Below are 16,201 nucleotides of genomic sequence, written 5' to 3'. Positions count from 1 at the left end.
AAAGCTACAAAAGAGTTTAAGTTGAATAAAACAGTAAGGATAACAAAGGTATTTTATACCTGGCGGCTAATTAATATCCAAATAGCTTTTTACCTGAATCATTATTTGATTTAGAGGTAAACAGCTTTAAAGTTGATCGTTTCTTTAAGGTCGTAAGGGGGGACCTTTTGGTAAGGTTAGTAAGGCGAGTAGTTAATAAATGGGGTTAACTAAAGTAGTGATGGGGGCACCTCGTTTACCTAAACCACCGATCTACCGGGTTATTATTGCACAATTCATTGTGACGGTTTGTATAGCAAGTGTCTTGCTATTACACAGCGTGGTAACGGCCTACTCGGCATTATTGGGTGGACTCATCTGCCTGATTCCTAATGCTTATCTTGCCAAAAAAGCCTTTCAATACTCTGGTGCACGAGCAGCTAAAAAAATTGCTCAGTCCTTTTATAAGGGAGAAGCGGTTAAGTTCGTCTTAACTGCCTTATTGTTTGCACTGGTGTTTGGTTTTGTTGAGCCTCTCAATGTTTTCGCCTTATTCGGAACCTTTATTTTAGTGCAAGCAGTGAACTGGTTTACTGCGGCTTTATTAAAGTTTTAAAAAGCACATTAAGGCTTTAAAGAGAGCCAATAAGGTTTTAAGTACAGAATTTTAGCGTTTCTAGACCGTTTTCTTAGAATTGTCACGAGAGCGTATGTATGGCGAGTGAAAATCAAACAGCAACTGAATATATCCAGCATCACCTGCAAAACCTCACCTTTGGTAGGTTACCAGAAGGCTATGAGCGTTATGACGGCACTGTGCTGACAGACTCAACTTGGACACTTGCCCATGGTGCTGCTGAAGCAAAAGCCATGGGTTTTTGGGCCTTTCACCTAGATACACTAGGCTGGGCTGTTGCATTAGGTTGTTTATTCTTATTCCTATTCCGTAGGGCAGCTAAAAAAGCCACTAGTGGTGTACCAGGTGCTTTGCAAAACTTTGTTGAATTAATGGTCGACTTTGTTGACACCAGCGTTAAAGATACATTCCATGGCCGCAACCCATTAATTGCACCATTAGCTCTCACTATTTTCGTTTGGGTGTTTTTAATGAACTTAATGGACCTAGTGCCCGTTGACTGGATTCCATTACTTGCAAGCGCTATTGGTATTGAATACATGAAGGTAGTACCCACTACCGATCCAAACGCCACCATTGCGATGGCTCTAGGCGTATTCTTCCTGATTATTTACTACAGCATCAAGGTTAAGGGGGTTGGCGGATTTGTTGGTGAGCTTACCCTTCAGCCATTCGGCAAGTGGATGATTCCATTCAACTTGCTGTTAGAAGGAGTTGGTTTAATCGCAAAACCAATATCACTGGCACTACGTCTATTCGGTAACCTTTACGCTGGTGAGCTGATCTTTATCTTGATCGCCCTTATTCCTGTTTGGTGGGCGCAGTGGTTCTTGTCCGTTCCATGGGCAATCTTCCATATCTTAGTAATTACGCTACAGGCTTTCATCTTCATGATGTTAACCATCGTATACCTAAGCATGGCCCACGAAGATCACTAAACAAGATAGTAGTTATTAACTTTTTACCATTAACTTTGTTTACGACAACTGTCGGGAGGAAATATGGAAACTGTAGTTGGTTTGACAGCAATTGCCGTAGGTCTGTTGATCGGTCTTGGTGCACTAGGTACTGCGATCGGTTTCGGCTTATTAGGTGGTAAATTCTTAGAAGGTGCTGCTCGTCAGCCAGAAATGGTACCAATGCTTCAGGTGAAAATGTTCATCGTTGCGGGTCTATTGGACGCGGTAACCATGATCGGTGTAGGTATTGCATTATTCTTCACCTTCGCTAACCCATTTGTCGCATTAGTACAAGGGTAATTATTGTGCTTAAACGACTAATGCCAGTCGTTGTAAAGCATTAGTTTTCCTTAACACTAAACGCGAGAGGTGTTGGCATGAATCTCAATGCAACCCTTATAGGGCAATCACTAGCATTTGCGATCTTCGTGATCTTTTGCATGAAGTATGTGTGGCCACCAGTTACACAAGCTTTACGCGATCGCCAAAAGAAAATTGCAGATGGTTTAGAAGCTGCTGATCGCGCTAAGCGTGATCTAGACCTGGCTCAAGAAAAAGCCAGTAAGCAACTGCGTGAGGCCAAAGAGCAAGCTGCGGAGATCGTCGAGCAAGCCAACAAGCGGGCAAATCAAATTGTTGAAGAAGCTAAAGATCAAGCTCGGACTGAAGGTGAGCGACTCAAAGTCGCAGCCCAAGCTGAGATTGAACAAGAGCTTAATCGAGCAAAAGAAGCACTGCGTAGCCAAGTGGCAAGCATTGCCGTTGCTGGAGCCGAGAAAATCCTGGCGCAACAGATTGATAAGAAAGCCCAGAGCAAACTCGTTGATCAGCTAGCCGCTGAGCTGTAACCAAGGGGGTTATCCATATGGAACTGACCACCTTAGCCCGGCCTTATGCTAAAGCTGCGTTTGAATATGCACTTGCGCATAAAGCATTAGCCAAATGGTCAGAAATGTTGGCTATAGCATCCGCTGTATCACAAGCTGGAAAAGTCCAGCAAGTGCTTGGCTCTCCTGGGTTGACCACAACCCAGCAAGCCAATGCATTTGTTGAAGTCTGTGATAAAGAGCTGGATGAACAAGGCGCAAATTTCATTCGTGCTTTAGCTTCGAATAAACGTTTAACTTTGCTGCCACTCATTGCAGAACTTTTTGAGCTATTAAAAGCAGAGCAAGAAAAGTCTATTGACGTCACCATTACTTCAGCGATGGAGTTAACTGGTGGTCAGCAAGAGAAATTGGCAAAAGCACTCAGCAAGCGTTTAGGTCGCGATGTAAATGTCGTGAACGAAGTTGATGAAAGTTTAATCGGTGGCTTGGTCATCAAGGCAGGTGATCTGGTTATTGATGGCTCATTACGCGCCAAACTTCATCGATTGGCCGACGCGATGAAATCCTGAGTTTAAAGGGGCAGAGCATGCAGCAACTAAATCCATCAGAAATCAGCGATATTATAAAACAGCGCATCGAGAAGCTCGATGTTAGCTCTGATGCCCGTAATGAGGGCACAATTGTCAGCGTATCCGATGGTATCGTACGGATTCACGGATTAGCTGACGTAATGTACGGCGAAATGATTGAGTTTCCAGGCAGCGTTTTTGGCATGGCCTTAAACCTGGAAAGAGACTCTGTTGGTGCCGTTGTTTTAGGTGACTATCAGGATTTGGCCGAAGGCCAAACCGCAAAATGTACTGGCCGTATCTTAGAAGTACCCGTTGGTAAGCAACTATTGGGACGTGTGGTAGATGCACTAGGTAACCCAATTGATGGCAAAGGCCCTCTGGATACTGATTTGACTTCTCCTGTTGAGAAGGTTGCGCCAGGTGTTATCAGCCGCCAGTCTGTTGATCAACCAGTGCAAACTGGTTTGAAAGCAATTGACTCGATGGTACCTATCGGTCGTGGTCAGCGTGAGCTGATTATCGGTGACCGCCAGATTGGTAAGTCTGCGGTTGCGATTGATACGATCATCAACCAAAAAGGGACTGGCATTAAGTGTATCTACGTTGCCATTGGCCAGAAGCAATCTTCTATTGCTAACGTTGTTCGGAAACTAGAAGAACACGGCGCTATGGAGCACACCATTATTGTTGCCGCCGGTGCAGCCGATCCTGCAGCAATGCAGTTCCTGGCTCCATTTTCAGGCTGCTCGATGGGTGAGTATTTCCGCGATAACGGTGAAGATGCACTGATTGTTTATGATGACTTGACCAAGCAAGCTTGGGCTTATCGTCAAATTTCATTGTTACTTCGTCGTCCGCCTGGGCGTGAGGCGTATCCTGGTGACGTTTTCTACTTGCACTCTCGCTTACTTGAGCGTGCCGCTAGGGTAAATGCTGAATATGTAGAAAAATTCACTGACGGAAAAGTGAAAGGTAAAACAGGCTCATTGACTGCTTTACCAATCATTGAAACACAGGCCGGTGACGTATCTGCATTCGTTCCTACAAACGTAATTTCGATTACCGATGGTCAGATCTTCCTGGAAACAAGCTTGTTTAACTCAGGTATCCGACCAGCAATTAACGCAGGTCTGTCCGTATCTCGGGTAGGTGGTGCAGCACAAACAAAAGTCATCAAGAAACTTGGTGGTGGTATCCGTTTGGCGCTAGCCCAATACCGTGAATTGGCAGCATTCTCTCAGTTTGCTTCTGACTTAGATGAAGCAACCCGTAAACAATTGGAACACGGTCAACGTGTTACTGAGTTAATGAAGCAAAAGCAGTACTCACCAATGAGTGTTGCAGAGATGGCGGTCAGCCTGTACGCAGCAGACAAAGGCTACCTCGAAGACGTTGAGCTGAAAAAAGTCGGTGACTTTGAAGCCGCATTGATCTCTTACATGAACAGCGAACAAGCTGACCTAATCAAAGAAATCAATGAAACTGGTGGCTACAGCGATGAAATCGAGAAAGGCTTGAAGGAAGGGATTGAGAAGTTTAAAGCAACTCAGTCTTGGTAAGCCTTCTTAAGTGAATGGTTATCGAAACATACAGATAGCCGTTCGCTTACTGCTGCAAATGCAAAGCTGACATGTTTAATGTGTCACTAACCTGAAATAGGTGCTACATGGCAGTCGGAAAAGAGATTCGCACACAGATTGCGAGTATCAAAAACACGCAAAAAATTACCAGCGCCATGGAAATGGTGGCCGCTAGTAAGATGCGTAAAGCCCAGGACAGAATGCAACACAGCCGTCCTTATGCTTTGCGGATCCGTGAGGTTGTTGGCCATATTGCCAACTCGACACCAGAGTATCGCCATGCCTACATGACTGACCGTGAAGTTAAGCGAGTCGGATTTATTGTGGTTTCTACTGATCGTGGCCTTTGTGGTGGTTTGAATATCAACCTATTCAAACAAACGATCAATGAAATGAAAGCATGGGATGACAAAGGTGTAGAAGTCGATCTGTGTTTAGTAGGAAATAAAGCAGGAGCGTTTTTCCGCCATTTTGGTGGAAATATCGAAGCGTTAATTAACGGTCTGGGCGATACGCCAACTCCATCAGATTTAGTGGGTGGAGTCAAAGTCATGCTTGATGCGTATGATGAAGGCAAAATCGACCGGTTATTCCTGGTATACAATCAGTTCGTCAATACCATGACGCAAAAGCCTCATACCGAGCAACTCTTACCTTTAAAGCCAATCGAAGATAAGGCTTTAAAGCATCATTGGGATTACATTTACGAACCCGATGCAAAAGAGTTACTGGATGGGTTATTGGTTCGCTATATCGAATCACAAGTTTACCAAGCAGTAGTAGAAAACAATGCCTGTGAGCAAGCTGCTCGAATGGTTGCCATGAAGAGCGCAACTGATAACGCAGGTGATCTGATTGGTGAACTGCAACTGGTGTATAACAAAGCCCGCCAAGCGGCAATTACCCAGGAAATTTCAGAGATCGTGGGCGGCGCTGCCGCAGTTTAACGGTTAAACAGGTTCATTAAGATTGGTAGAGGAACCAGCTATGAGTAGCGGACGTATCGTACAAATTATCGGCGCCGTTATCGACGTGGAATTCCCTCGCGACTCTGTACCTAAAGTGTATGATGCTCTTAATGTTGAGGGCAAAGAAACCACACTTGAGGTGCAACAACAGCTAGGTGATGGCGTTGTACGTTCAATTGCTATGGGATCAACTGAAGGGTTGAGCCGTGGCTTAAATGTAAGTAACACTGGTGCGCCTATTGCGGTGCCAGTAGGTAAAGAAACTTTAGGTCGGATCATGGACGTCTTGGGTAATCCCATTGACGAAGCGGGTCCAATTGGTGAGCAAGAGCGTGCCTCTATTCACCGTGAAGCACCTAAGTTTGCTGACCAGGCAGCCACAAATGAGTTGCTGGAAACCGGTATCAAAGTAATCGACTTAGTTTGTCCATTCGCTAAGGGTGGTAAAGTTGGTCTGTTCGGTGGTGCGGGAGTAGGTAAAACCGTAAACATGATGGAGCTTATTCGTAACATTGCGATTGAGCACAGTGGTTACTCTGTATTCGCTGGTGTAGGTGAGCGGACGCGGGAAGGTAACGACTTTTATCATGAGATGAAAGAGTCAAACGTACTCGACAAAGTATCTCTAGTATATGGCCAGATGAACGAGCCACCAGGAAACCGTTTACGAGTTGCTCTAACTGGCTTGACCATGGCGGAGAAATTCCGTGATGAAGGCCGTGACGTATTGCTGTTCGTTGACAACATTTACCGTTACACCCTAGCAGGTACTGAGGTATCAGCACTGTTAGGCCGTATGCCTTCTGCGGTAGGTTACCAACCTACGCTGGCGGAAGAGATGGGTGTACTACAAGAGCGGATCACGTCAACTAAAACCGGTTCTATTACGTCTATTCAAGCGGTATACGTACCTGCAGATGACTTGACTGACCCATCACCAGCGACCACGTTCGCTCACTTGGATGCGACAGTTGTATTGTCACGGCAAATTGCTGAGCTAGGTATCTACCCTGCTATTGACCCACTAGACTCTACTTCCCGTCAGCTTGACCCATTAGTAATTGGTCAGGAACATTATGAAGTAGCTCGTGGTGTTCAGGCGGTACTGCAACGCTATAAAGAACTGAAAGACATTATCGCTATCTTGGGTATGGATGAGCTTTCTGAAGAAGATAAGCTAACGGTTTCCCGTGCACGTAAGATCCAACGGTTCTTGTCTCAGCCATTCTTCGTGGCAGAAGTATTTACTGGTTCTCCAGGTAAATATGTACCATTGAAAGAAACAATTCGTGGCTTCAAAGGCATCCTGAATGGCGAGTATGACGACCTACCAGAACAAGCGTTCTATATGGTTGGCTCAATTGATGAAGCAGCAGAAAAAGCTAAGTCAATGAAATAAAACCCCAGTGATAAGGCTTAGCTGCTAGGGGTAATGCTCAAAGCATTATTTTTAAAGGCAAAACCTTATCGCTGTTACGTCATTCAGTGAGGGGGTAAAAGAACACAGTCAACATGTTGTACTTTAATAACACTCCCTCAAGCCAGCGAGGCAAACAACAATGGCAATTACAGTGCATTGCGATATAGTCAGCGCCGAAACCGCAGTTTTTTCCGGTTTAGTGGAAATGGTGATTGCTCCTGGGCAACTGGGTGATTTAGGTATCGCACCTGGCCATGCGCCGCTGCTGACAAATCTTAAACCTGGCCCTATTCGGGTAATTAAGCAAGGTGGCGAAGAAGAAATATACTACCTTTCTGGTGGTTATTTAGAAGTGCAGCCAAGCGAAATCAAAGTATTAGCTGATTATGCTATACGTGCTGATGATGTAGATGAAGCTGCTGTCTTAAAGGCCAAGCAAGAGGCTGAGCATTTAATGGCTAATAAGAGCAGTGACTTTGATTACACGCGAGCTCAAACACAGCTTGCTGAAGCAGCTGCTCAACTTCGCACATTGGAACAAATTCGTAGGAAATTGGGCCGGTAGCGAATATTTCGAAGCTGAAAAAGGGTAGCATATGCTGCCCTTTTTTTGTTTTATACCCTTCACGAATAATTTTCCACCCTGGCTAAAGTCAAAGCGAAAAATTATTCGCGAAGAGTATATATACTTAAGGGCACCTCTAAAAATAGTAATTTATTCATGAGAGCAAGGCAGCACAGCTATCGGGTAGAAAGTGCATTTTTAGAGATACCCTAATAACTGTCGGATTTGGATAGAAAAACCATGAAGGTAGATACAGTTATTCTGGCTGCAGGCCAAGGTACACGCATGAAGTCAAACCTACCCAAGGTGCTTCATGAAATTGCAGGAAAGCCGATGCTAGCCCACGTAATTGAAACTGCACAACAGGCACTGACAGAAAGCCAAACTCATGTGGTCATTGGCCATGGCAGTGATCAAGTCAAATCAACTCTTAGTCAGTACCCGGCTAGTTGGGTATTACAAGAGCAGCAGCTTGGCACCGGCCATGCTGTTCATCAAGCAATAGAGCATGTCGCAGGCTCAGATTTGGTGCTGATTTTATACGGCGATGTGCCACTGCTTAAAAAAGAAACAATACAACAGCTGATTAATGCAGCTCAGCAAACTGGATTCGCTTTATTAACAGTCACACTTGCAGATGCTACTGGCTATGGTCGTATAGTTCGCAACAATGAAGAAAAAATTACAGCAATTGTTGAGCATAAAGATGCCACACCAGAGCAATTAGCTATTAACGAAATTAACACAGGCATCATGGCTGTCAGCTCCGAAAAACTACACCACTGGTTACCTAAATTATCTAATGACAATGCTCAGGGTGAATATTATTTGACAGATATTGTTGCCATGGCTGTAGCAGATGGCATGACCATAACTGCCGTACACCCTTCTTGTGAACAAGAAGTCGAAGGGGTAAACAATAAAATTCAGCTTGCCAAGTTAGAGCGTTGGCATCAATTACAGCAAGCAGAAGATCTGATGATAGCAGGGGCAACATTAAGAGACCCCAGTCGTATAGATATCCGCGGTGAAGTATCCGTTGGCAAAGATGTGATCATTGACGTTAATACAGTCTTTGAAGGCCAAGTGACACTTGGTGATAACATTACTATCGAGCCCAACTGTATTTTGAAAAACTGCCAGGTTGGCTCAAATACCACCATTAAAGCCAACTCTATTATTGAAGATTCTACTATCCACAGCAGCTGTGATATCGGCCCATTTGCTCGACTACGTCCTGGTACTGAGTTAGCCGATAAAGCCAAAGTGGGTAATTTTGTAGAAACTAAAAAAGCCAAAATTGGTATAGGCAGTAAAGTTAACCACCTGAGCTATGTGGGTGACGCTGAGGTCGGCGCACATGTGAATATTGGAGCTGGTACCATTACCTGCAATTATGATGGCGCCAACAAGTTTACAACCACAATTGAAGACAACGTATTCATTGGCTCGAATACCTCATTAGTAGCGCCTGTTACTATCAGCAAAGGTGCTACAACAGGAGCAGGATCAACTATCACCAAAAATGTTCCAGCCAATGAGTTAGCTATCGGCAGAACCCGCCAGACAAACTTAGGGGGATGGCAGCGGCCCACTAAAAAATCCTAGTTGTCGTGAATTACCTTTATGCTTTGTTGTGTCGTTCTTGATCACCAAGGATGGTAAGAATGCAGTTAACGCATGGAGCATTTAACTGTCATCCCAGTCACTTATTACTCATAAGCTCCTGGGCTTTATCACTTGACGGCCTCACCTAAAGGCAATTCATTTTGACTATAGTGAACAGGTTATTTTGTTGGTATCAGGAAAGAGTTTAAATAAAGGAACTCAACTATGTGTGGAATTGTTGGCGCAGTAGCGCAACGTGATGTAGCAGATATTTTAGTGGAAGGCCTACGCCGCTTAGAATACAGAGGCTATGATTCAGCAGGCGTTGCCATCATTGATAATGAAGGCCAACTAAAGCGAATCAGACGGCTAGGTAAAGTAGCTGAGCTGGCTGATGCTTTGAGTTTGGGCCCTTTAACTGGTGGTACTGGTGTTGCTCATACCCGCTGGGCTACCCATGGTGAACCCAGTGAGCGTAATGCCCATCCCCACTTTTCTGGTGAAGATATTGCCGTTGTCCACAATGGTATTATTGAAAACCACGAAATTCTAAGAAATTACTTAGTGCAAAGTGGCTACGAATTTACCTCTGATACAGACACTGAAGTCATCGCTCATCTAATTCACCACGAACTGAAATCCAATGGCAATAACTTATTAGAAGCCGTAAAAAAAACTGTTCATCAACTTGAAGGGGCATATGGCATGATGGTTATCGACCGTCGTGATCCTAGTCGAGCTATTGCTGCTCGTTCTGGCAGCCCTTTAGTGATTGGTTTAGGCATTGGTGAAAACTTTGTTGCTTCAGATCAGCTGGCATTATTACCCGTTACTCGCCGTTTTATGTTTTTAGAAGAAGGCGATATCGTAGAAATTACCCGCCAATCTGTTCAAGTCTATGATACCAATGGCGATCAAGTAGAACGTGAAATAGCCGAAAGCTCTGTAGAACATGATGCAGGCGATAAAGGTAAATATCGCCATTTCATGTTAAAAGAAATTCACGAGCAGCCAGAAGCAATTAATAATACGCTGGAAGGCCGTTTAAGTGAAAAACAAGTTATTGAAGAAAGCTTTGGGCCAAATGCCAAAGAACTATTTAGCAAGGCAGAAGCAGTACAAATTATTGCTTGTGGTACCAGCTATCATGCTGCAATGGTAGCCCGCTATTGGTTTGAAGCAATCGCCGGTATTCAATGTAATGTCGAAATTGCTTCAGAATTCCGCTACCGTAAATCTTTTGTGCCTAAAAACTGTTTATTTGTCACTATATCCCAATCCGGTGAAACCGCCGATACTTTAGCTGCCTTAAGGCTAGCAAAAGAGTCCGGCTTTATGGCATCACTCTCTATCTGTAACGTACCTGGTTCATCATTAGTGAGAGAGTCTGACCTTGCTTTTATGACTCGTGCAGGCGCAGAAATTGGTGTTGCTTCAACTAAAGCATTTACCACTCAACTAATTGCACTATTAATGTTGGTTACTTCTATAGCCAAACAAAAAGGCTTATCAAAAGAGCAAGAAGCAGAAATAGTTAAAGCCTTAAAAGAAGTCCCTAATAAAATTAATCATGTTTTACAGTTGAGTAATGACATCGAGCACTTAGCTGAAGAGTTCAGTGAAAAACACCACAGCTTATTTTTGGGCCGCGGCAACCAATACCCAATTGCTATGGAAGGGGCCTTAAAATTAAAAGAAATTTCTTACATTCACGCAGAAGCCTATGCGGCAGGTGAATTAAAACACGGGCCATTAGCATTAATTGACACCGATATGCCAGTGGTCGTAGTGGCACCTAATAACGAATTATTGGAAAAATTAAAATCCAATATGGAAGAAGTCCGCGCTCGTGGTGGATTACTTTACGTATTTGCCGACACCCACACCAAACTAGCCAACTCCGAAGGTGTAAAAGTGATGCACCTTGAAGACGTCCCCGAAGTCATCGCCCCCATTATCTACACAGTACCTTTACAGCTACTGTCTTATTATGTGGCGATTATTAAAGGTACAGATGTGGATCAACCAAGGAATTTGGCGAAGTCAGTGACGGTTGAGTAGCAAAAAACTATTATAACCAACTATTGTAGAAAGACATTAAAGTATGTGACAAACAATAAAGTATCATACTAAACAAAAATGTCTCATACTTTGCTGATCAAAAAAAGCTCTAAAAGTAAGAGTTATATATGAATAATGTATCGATAGAAAGCTCTTAAAACACTGTATTTAAGTGGTTTGAGACTTAAATGTGGCAAACTTTTAAAGCTCAATGAACATGCTTAGTATGATACTTTATTGTTTGAATAATGTAGAATATCCATAAACAAGACGACAAAAGTATGATACTTTAGCAATGATCACAGAAAAGTTGTTCTAGTAAAATCAATGGCTTACGACGCTCAAAAGTATGATGCTTTATTGTAAATCTACAACTATTGTAGAAAGACAATAAAGTATCATACTTTGGCCATTCTGAGCTATGCTAACAGTGTTGGCATAGCTTGGACGTTCATTTCTCGAACCCTCCATAAAGCCCGTCGTAGAGCTGCTAAAGCCCAATATAATAAGGCGCTTCAAAGAAGGTCGTGGTGAAGGACACGGTAAGTACTACAAGCCTTTTCTTAAAGTTCAGGATGTTCCCAGTAAGGGGCGAGTCCACAGACGACCATCCATAACCCATGGCCGAATTGTTCATTTACTATCCGACCTTGAGCTTGCTGCATTCTTACTATTTGACTGGTCTGAGAAAGTAGTCGATATCCGAGAACAGTTTCCCTTAGACCCCGAAAAGACTTTGGAAATTTCTGAAAGGGTTGGCATTAAACACCCAGCTTATAAAGGCGTGTTTCAAGTCATGACAACCGACTTGCTTATCGACCTGGAACAGGAAGGTATCATCACAACCCATGCAGTTGCAGTTAAGTACGCTAAAGATTTAGAAAATAAACGGGTAATCGAAAAGCTAGAACTAGAACGAAATTTTTGGGAATCACAAGGTTTTTCGTGGTTTATATTTACTGAACAAGAGGTACCCAAAACTCTCATTCAAAATATTAAATGGCTAATACCACACTTATATAACTTTGAATTGGATCAGCAAAACCAACAACTGGTTTTCTCAGAAATATGGAAAGCATTACAAACCTACCCTGAAGCTAAAATAGCTCATGTCATGTCTCTCCTTGATGAAAATAAAGGTGTAAAACGTGGCACTTACTTACTTTATTTGCGTCATTTATTAGCTCAGCAAGCTTTTTACTGGAATATGTCGAATATTAATCATCGATCATTAAGGTCTAATCAAATTCAAGCTTCTGAACATTGGCTGAAAGGAAAAACAGCTTATGTTTATGCCTAATGATGTTTACCAATATGGTGACAGTCGCATTAGAGTGCTGTGGTCCAATAAACAGATCATATTTTGGATAGATATTGATTCAGAAAATGCGTTACCCAAAGCAGTAGAGCGAGCAGACTTTGAGCATCAAACGGCAAACGGTTCCTTGAAAAAAATCGAAGACCCCTATGTTCACATTGCACTTACCGCACCCAAAGAAGGCTCTAAAGCTGAACAGGTACAAGAAAATGCCTGGGCTGCAATTAAAGACATTATTTCTGCTCAACCGGCTATTTACCTTCGCAAAGAACGGGGCTCTCTCATTGATCAAGTGCAAAAACAAAGTGGTGCAATAAAGCAAACCATTTATCGGTGGTTACGCCGATATTGGCAATTTGGTCTGTGCAAAAATGCATTAAGTGGTCGTTATGAAAAATGTGGCGGTGCAGGTAAGACTCGAGCTGCAGGTGAGAAAAAACGTGGAGCTCCAAGAACCCGGTCAGCTGGTACCGGTATTAATGTTGACGATAATATTCGTAGCATTTTTCGGGTTGCCATTGAAAAAAGTTATTTAAATGAAAATAAATACGACTTTGATTATGCCTACAACCAAATGCTTATTGCTTTTGGTGTAAAACTACCTTGTAAACCCAAAGATCTGCTAGAAGTCCCCACTGAGCGACAGTTTAAATATTTTTTTGAAAAAGAGTATTCCCCTATTGAGGTAACCAAAAAACGAGAAGGTAAAGTTAATTACTTGAAAGACTTCCGACCGGTACTTAACACCTCAACAGCAGAAGTATCAGGCCCAGGTAGTCGTTATCAAATAGATGCCACCATTGCTGATATTTATTTGGTCTCAACTCAAGATCGTGAGCGTATTATTGGTCGACCAACCATCTATTTAGTCGTTGATGTATTCAGCCGCATGATAGTCGGTTTGTATATTGGTCTGGAAAATCCTTCCTGGGTAAGTGCTATGGAAGCAATCGCTAATGCTGCTTTTGACAAAGTTGCCTACTGCAAACAATTTGATATCGATATAACAGAAGAAATGTGGCCATCCGTTGGTTTGCCGGAAACCATTATTGGTGACAAAGGTGAAATGATGGGTAGGCATGTGGAAGTGTTAAGCAAAGCTTTTCACATCAACATAGAGAATACACCGGCTTATCGTGCTGACTGGAAAGGTATCGTTGAACGGTATTTCCGAACAATACAGACCAAGTTTAAACCCTTCGTTGAAGGCTATGTTACCAAAAACCCAATTGGTAAAAAGCGGCATGGGAAAGACTACCGTCAGGATGCTATACACACCTTGCGAGAGTTTAGTCAGCTCATGATCAAGATTGTGCTCTTTTATAACAATGAGCATTGTTTATCAAAATACGATCCTGACGAAGATATGCCAGCATCATTGCCTCATAACCCGGTAACACTTTGGAACTGGGGCATTGAGTACCGTACTGGTCGGCTACGTCGCCCGCCAGAAAAACTGGTTCAAGTAAACTTATTTCCTCACACTAAAGCGACAATCACTGAACATGGCGTCAAATTATTTGGTTGCTACTACACCTGCAAAAAAGCAATTCAAATGGGGTGGTTTGAAGGTAATTACTCTGGACTTAAATCAGTTACAGTTGCTTATGACCCTTACTTTTCAAATAAAATATACATACGCCCAACTGATTCATATTCTGAATTTATGGAAGCTGAATTAACTGAACGTAGCCGAGAGTACCGAGATTTAACCATTTGGGAGGTTTGGCTTAAGAATGATATTAAGGCAGAGGTTGCAACAACCTCAAAACTTAAAAAACGAGCTGGTTTAGTGAATCTGACCACAGAGCTTGAGGAGATTGCTAATCAGTCGAAGCTAGCAAAACCCAATATTTCGTCGTTAAGTAAGTCAGAACGGGTGAAAGGAATTAATGAAAACAAGAGAAATGAACGTCATTATGAGCGAACTAAAAAAGCCCAGCAAAAACTGCCACCTAGTAACAAAGAAACACCAAAAAATGTGACTCCACTTCGACCAACAGAAGAAAACAGAGCAAGCTTTAAAGTCCCTACCCGCTTAAAAGACCTTCTGAATCAGGAGGAGTCTGATGAATAACGACCATCAAGACTTCAAAATACCCGAAGCAGACTACATTAATCCTGGGCTAGCTGAATATGCGGATAATCCGCTAATCAGTGCCTTGCCTCCTATCATGAATACAGCCAGTGTTGTAAAGCTACTGAGTAAAAGGCCGGTGTTTCAAGAATCAGAAAAGAATCTTCCTGGCCACATTAGAGTCCATGCAATTGCCAGGTTAACTAAAGATTTTTTTGAGCCACTTTCTTCTCACATTGTTCTTGAAAGAAAATTATCAATCCTGATCCGACAAGGCTATCTGGGTAGAAACCCTAAACATGCCAGCTTTAAAAAGCACTTAAATAACGGCTATCAAAGAATTGTCGAAAAAGACTTAGATGCTTATATGCATGATGATGTGGACTCTACTGCATCATCCATGGCCGTGATTGGAATTTCTGGCTCAGGCAAAACGACAACCTTTAACCGATTACTTAAAGCTTATCCCAAAGCAATATACCACCCAGAGTACAACATGATTCAAATACCTTGGTTAAAAGTAGACTGCCCTCATGATGGTACGCTGACCGAGTTCTGCCTGAGCTTTTTTATGGCCCTGGACAGGCGGCTAGGAACAAACTACTTGAAAAAGTATGGCGGCTCTCGAAAAGGTATCGGTTATCTAATTACAAGCGCCGCACAATTATCTTTGATTCACGCAGTCGGCTTACTGGTTATAGATGAATTTCAACACCTTGATTTAGCAAAAGGTGGTGGCGAGAAGAAAATGATCAACTTTCTCGTAAAACTAGTGAATACCATTGGTGTATCAGTTGTATTGATTGGAACACCAAAAGCCCTGCCTATTTTTGCTGGTGAATTTCGTAAAGCTCGACGCTCCGCCGGAGAAGGTAGTGTGTTTTGGGACAGGATGGTCAAAGACGAGAGCTGGGATGACTTTATATCTGAGCTGTGGCAATTCCAGTGGCTTAAAGAGCCTAAACCACTCACAACAATCATTCGAGATACCTTGTATGACCTTTCTCAAGGGATTCTAGATATTGTGGTTAAGCTGATGTGCTTGGCTCAAGCCCGGGCAATATTGGTAGGTAATGAATTCATTACCGTTGATCTACTTAAACAAGTTTACAATGACGAATTCACAACAGTTCACTCCATGCTAAATGCACTTCGCCAGGGTAACAAAAAGAAAATATCCGAATACGGTGATCTTTTCATGCCTGAAATAGAAGGAAAACTACTCAACACCTTTGACCATTTAACAGCTATTAAGCCAGAGCAACACTCCCGGATAGATACTGGTGTACCAGAAGAAACAGACAAAGCCAAATCCGCTATTGCCATGCTGATAGAAATGGGAGTAAATGAAGATATTGCTGTTCCGCTAGTTACTGATGCTTTACGGCGTACCCCTGATATATCAGTTATCCAATTAATTCATTCCACAACAGCAGAACTAGCAACCAAAAAGGCGGCACAAGCAAACATACCAAAACAAAAGGCTAAAAATAAAAAGACTAAAGACTGGGGGCAACTACCTGAGGAAGACCTTAGAAACGTCTTTGAACTAAAAACTGGAACAATGTACGAGTCAATAGAATCCCGTGGACTTATTTATCCGGTGGAAGATATGTTATCGGGGTAA

14 protein-coding genes are annotated in these 16,201 nt (G+C 42.8%); all 14 read left to right on the top strand.

What is annotated here, in order from left to right:
- Window positions 1–199: 199 nt before the first annotated feature.
- The gene (locus tag G4Y78_RS28485) at window positions 200–595 is read left to right on the top strand and encodes a F0F1 ATP synthase subunit I (RefSeq protein WP_230425668.1); all 396 of its coding nucleotides are present in this window, start codon (window positions 200–202) and stop codon (window positions 593–595) included.
- A 98-nt stretch (window positions 596–693) separates the two neighbouring features.
- A complete protein-coding gene (gene atpB, locus G4Y78_RS28480) occupies window positions 694–1,554 on the top strand; it encodes a F0F1 ATP synthase subunit A (protein WP_163836313.1) in 861 nt (286 codons plus the stop codon).
- 63 nt (window positions 1,555–1,617) lie between these two features.
- Window positions 1,618–1,875 (top strand): F0F1 ATP synthase subunit C, encoded by a 258-nt coding sequence (gene atpE, locus G4Y78_RS28475; protein WP_163836312.1) that lies wholly within the window; start codon window positions 1,618–1,620, stop codon window positions 1,873–1,875.
- Window positions 1,876–1,952: 77 nt separating this feature from the next.
- Window positions 1,953–2,423: a F0F1 ATP synthase subunit B gene (locus G4Y78_RS28470; protein ID WP_163836311.1), complete on the top strand. Its 471-nt coding sequence runs from the start codon at window positions 1,953–1,955 to the stop codon at window positions 2,421–2,423.
- Between the two features lie 17 nt (window positions 2,424–2,440).
- On the top strand, window positions 2,441–2,974 hold the full coding sequence (locus tag G4Y78_RS28465; RefSeq protein ID WP_163836310.1) for a F0F1 ATP synthase subunit delta: 534 nt from the start codon (window positions 2,441–2,443) through the stop codon (window positions 2,972–2,974).
- A gap of 17 nt (window positions 2,975–2,991) precedes the next feature.
- Window positions 2,992–4,536 carry a F0F1 ATP synthase subunit alpha gene (gene atpA / locus G4Y78_RS28460; protein ID WP_163836309.1) on the top strand — a complete coding sequence of 515 codons (1,545 nt, stop codon included), beginning with the start codon at window positions 2,992–2,994 and terminating at the stop codon, window positions 4,534–4,536.
- Window positions 4,537–4,643: 107 nt separating this feature from the next.
- A complete protein-coding gene (gene atpG, locus G4Y78_RS28455) occupies window positions 4,644–5,504 on the top strand; it encodes a F0F1 ATP synthase subunit gamma (protein WP_163836308.1) in 861 nt (286 codons plus the stop codon).
- A gap of 40 nt (window positions 5,505–5,544) precedes the next feature.
- Entirely contained in the window at window positions 5,545–6,924 is a 1,380-nt protein-coding gene (atpD, locus tag G4Y78_RS28450; RefSeq protein WP_163836307.1) for a F0F1 ATP synthase subunit beta, read from the top strand.
- 160 nt (window positions 6,925–7,084) lie between these two features.
- Window positions 7,085–7,510: a F0F1 ATP synthase subunit epsilon gene (locus G4Y78_RS28445; protein ID WP_163836306.1), complete on the top strand. Its 426-nt coding sequence runs from the start codon at window positions 7,085–7,087 to the stop codon at window positions 7,508–7,510.
- Between the two features lie 240 nt (window positions 7,511–7,750).
- Window positions 7,751–9,118, top strand: a complete 1,368-nt coding sequence (glmU, locus tag G4Y78_RS28440; RefSeq protein ID WP_163836305.1) for a bifunctional UDP-N-acetylglucosamine diphosphorylase/glucosamine-1-phosphate N-acetyltransferase GlmU — start codon at window positions 7,751–7,753, stop codon at window positions 9,116–9,118.
- A gap of 225 nt (window positions 9,119–9,343) precedes the next feature.
- On the top strand, window positions 9,344–11,179 hold the full coding sequence (gene glmS, locus G4Y78_RS28435) for a glutamine--fructose-6-phosphate transaminase (isomerizing) (protein WP_163836304.1): 1,836 nt from the start codon (window positions 9,344–9,346) through the stop codon (window positions 11,177–11,179).
- Window positions 11,180–11,648: 469 nt separating this feature from the next.
- Window positions 11,649–12,479 (top strand): TnsA endonuclease N-terminal domain-containing protein, encoded by an 831-nt coding sequence (locus G4Y78_RS28430; RefSeq protein WP_163836639.1) that lies wholly within the window; start codon window positions 11,649–11,651, stop codon window positions 12,477–12,479.
- Window positions 12,466–14,574: a Mu transposase C-terminal domain-containing protein gene (locus G4Y78_RS28425; RefSeq protein WP_163836303.1), complete on the top strand. Its 2,109-nt coding sequence runs from the start codon at window positions 12,466–12,468 to the stop codon at window positions 14,572–14,574. The genes G4Y78_RS28430 and G4Y78_RS28425 overlap by 14 nt, the downstream gene beginning before the upstream one ends.
- Complete coding sequence (locus G4Y78_RS28420; RefSeq protein ID WP_163836302.1) at window positions 14,567–16,201, top strand: ATP-binding protein; 1,635 nt, start codon at window positions 14,567–14,569, stop codon at window positions 16,199–16,201. The genes G4Y78_RS28425 and G4Y78_RS28420 overlap by 8 nt, the downstream gene beginning before the upstream one ends.

The organism is Spartinivicinus ruber, assembly GCF_011009015.1.
Lineage (GTDB): Bacteria > Pseudomonadota > Gammaproteobacteria > Pseudomonadales > Zooshikellaceae > Spartinivicinus > Spartinivicinus ruber.
The sequence above is the reverse complement of the archived record's forward strand: the minus strand, read 5'-3'. Positions and strand labels throughout refer to the sequence as shown.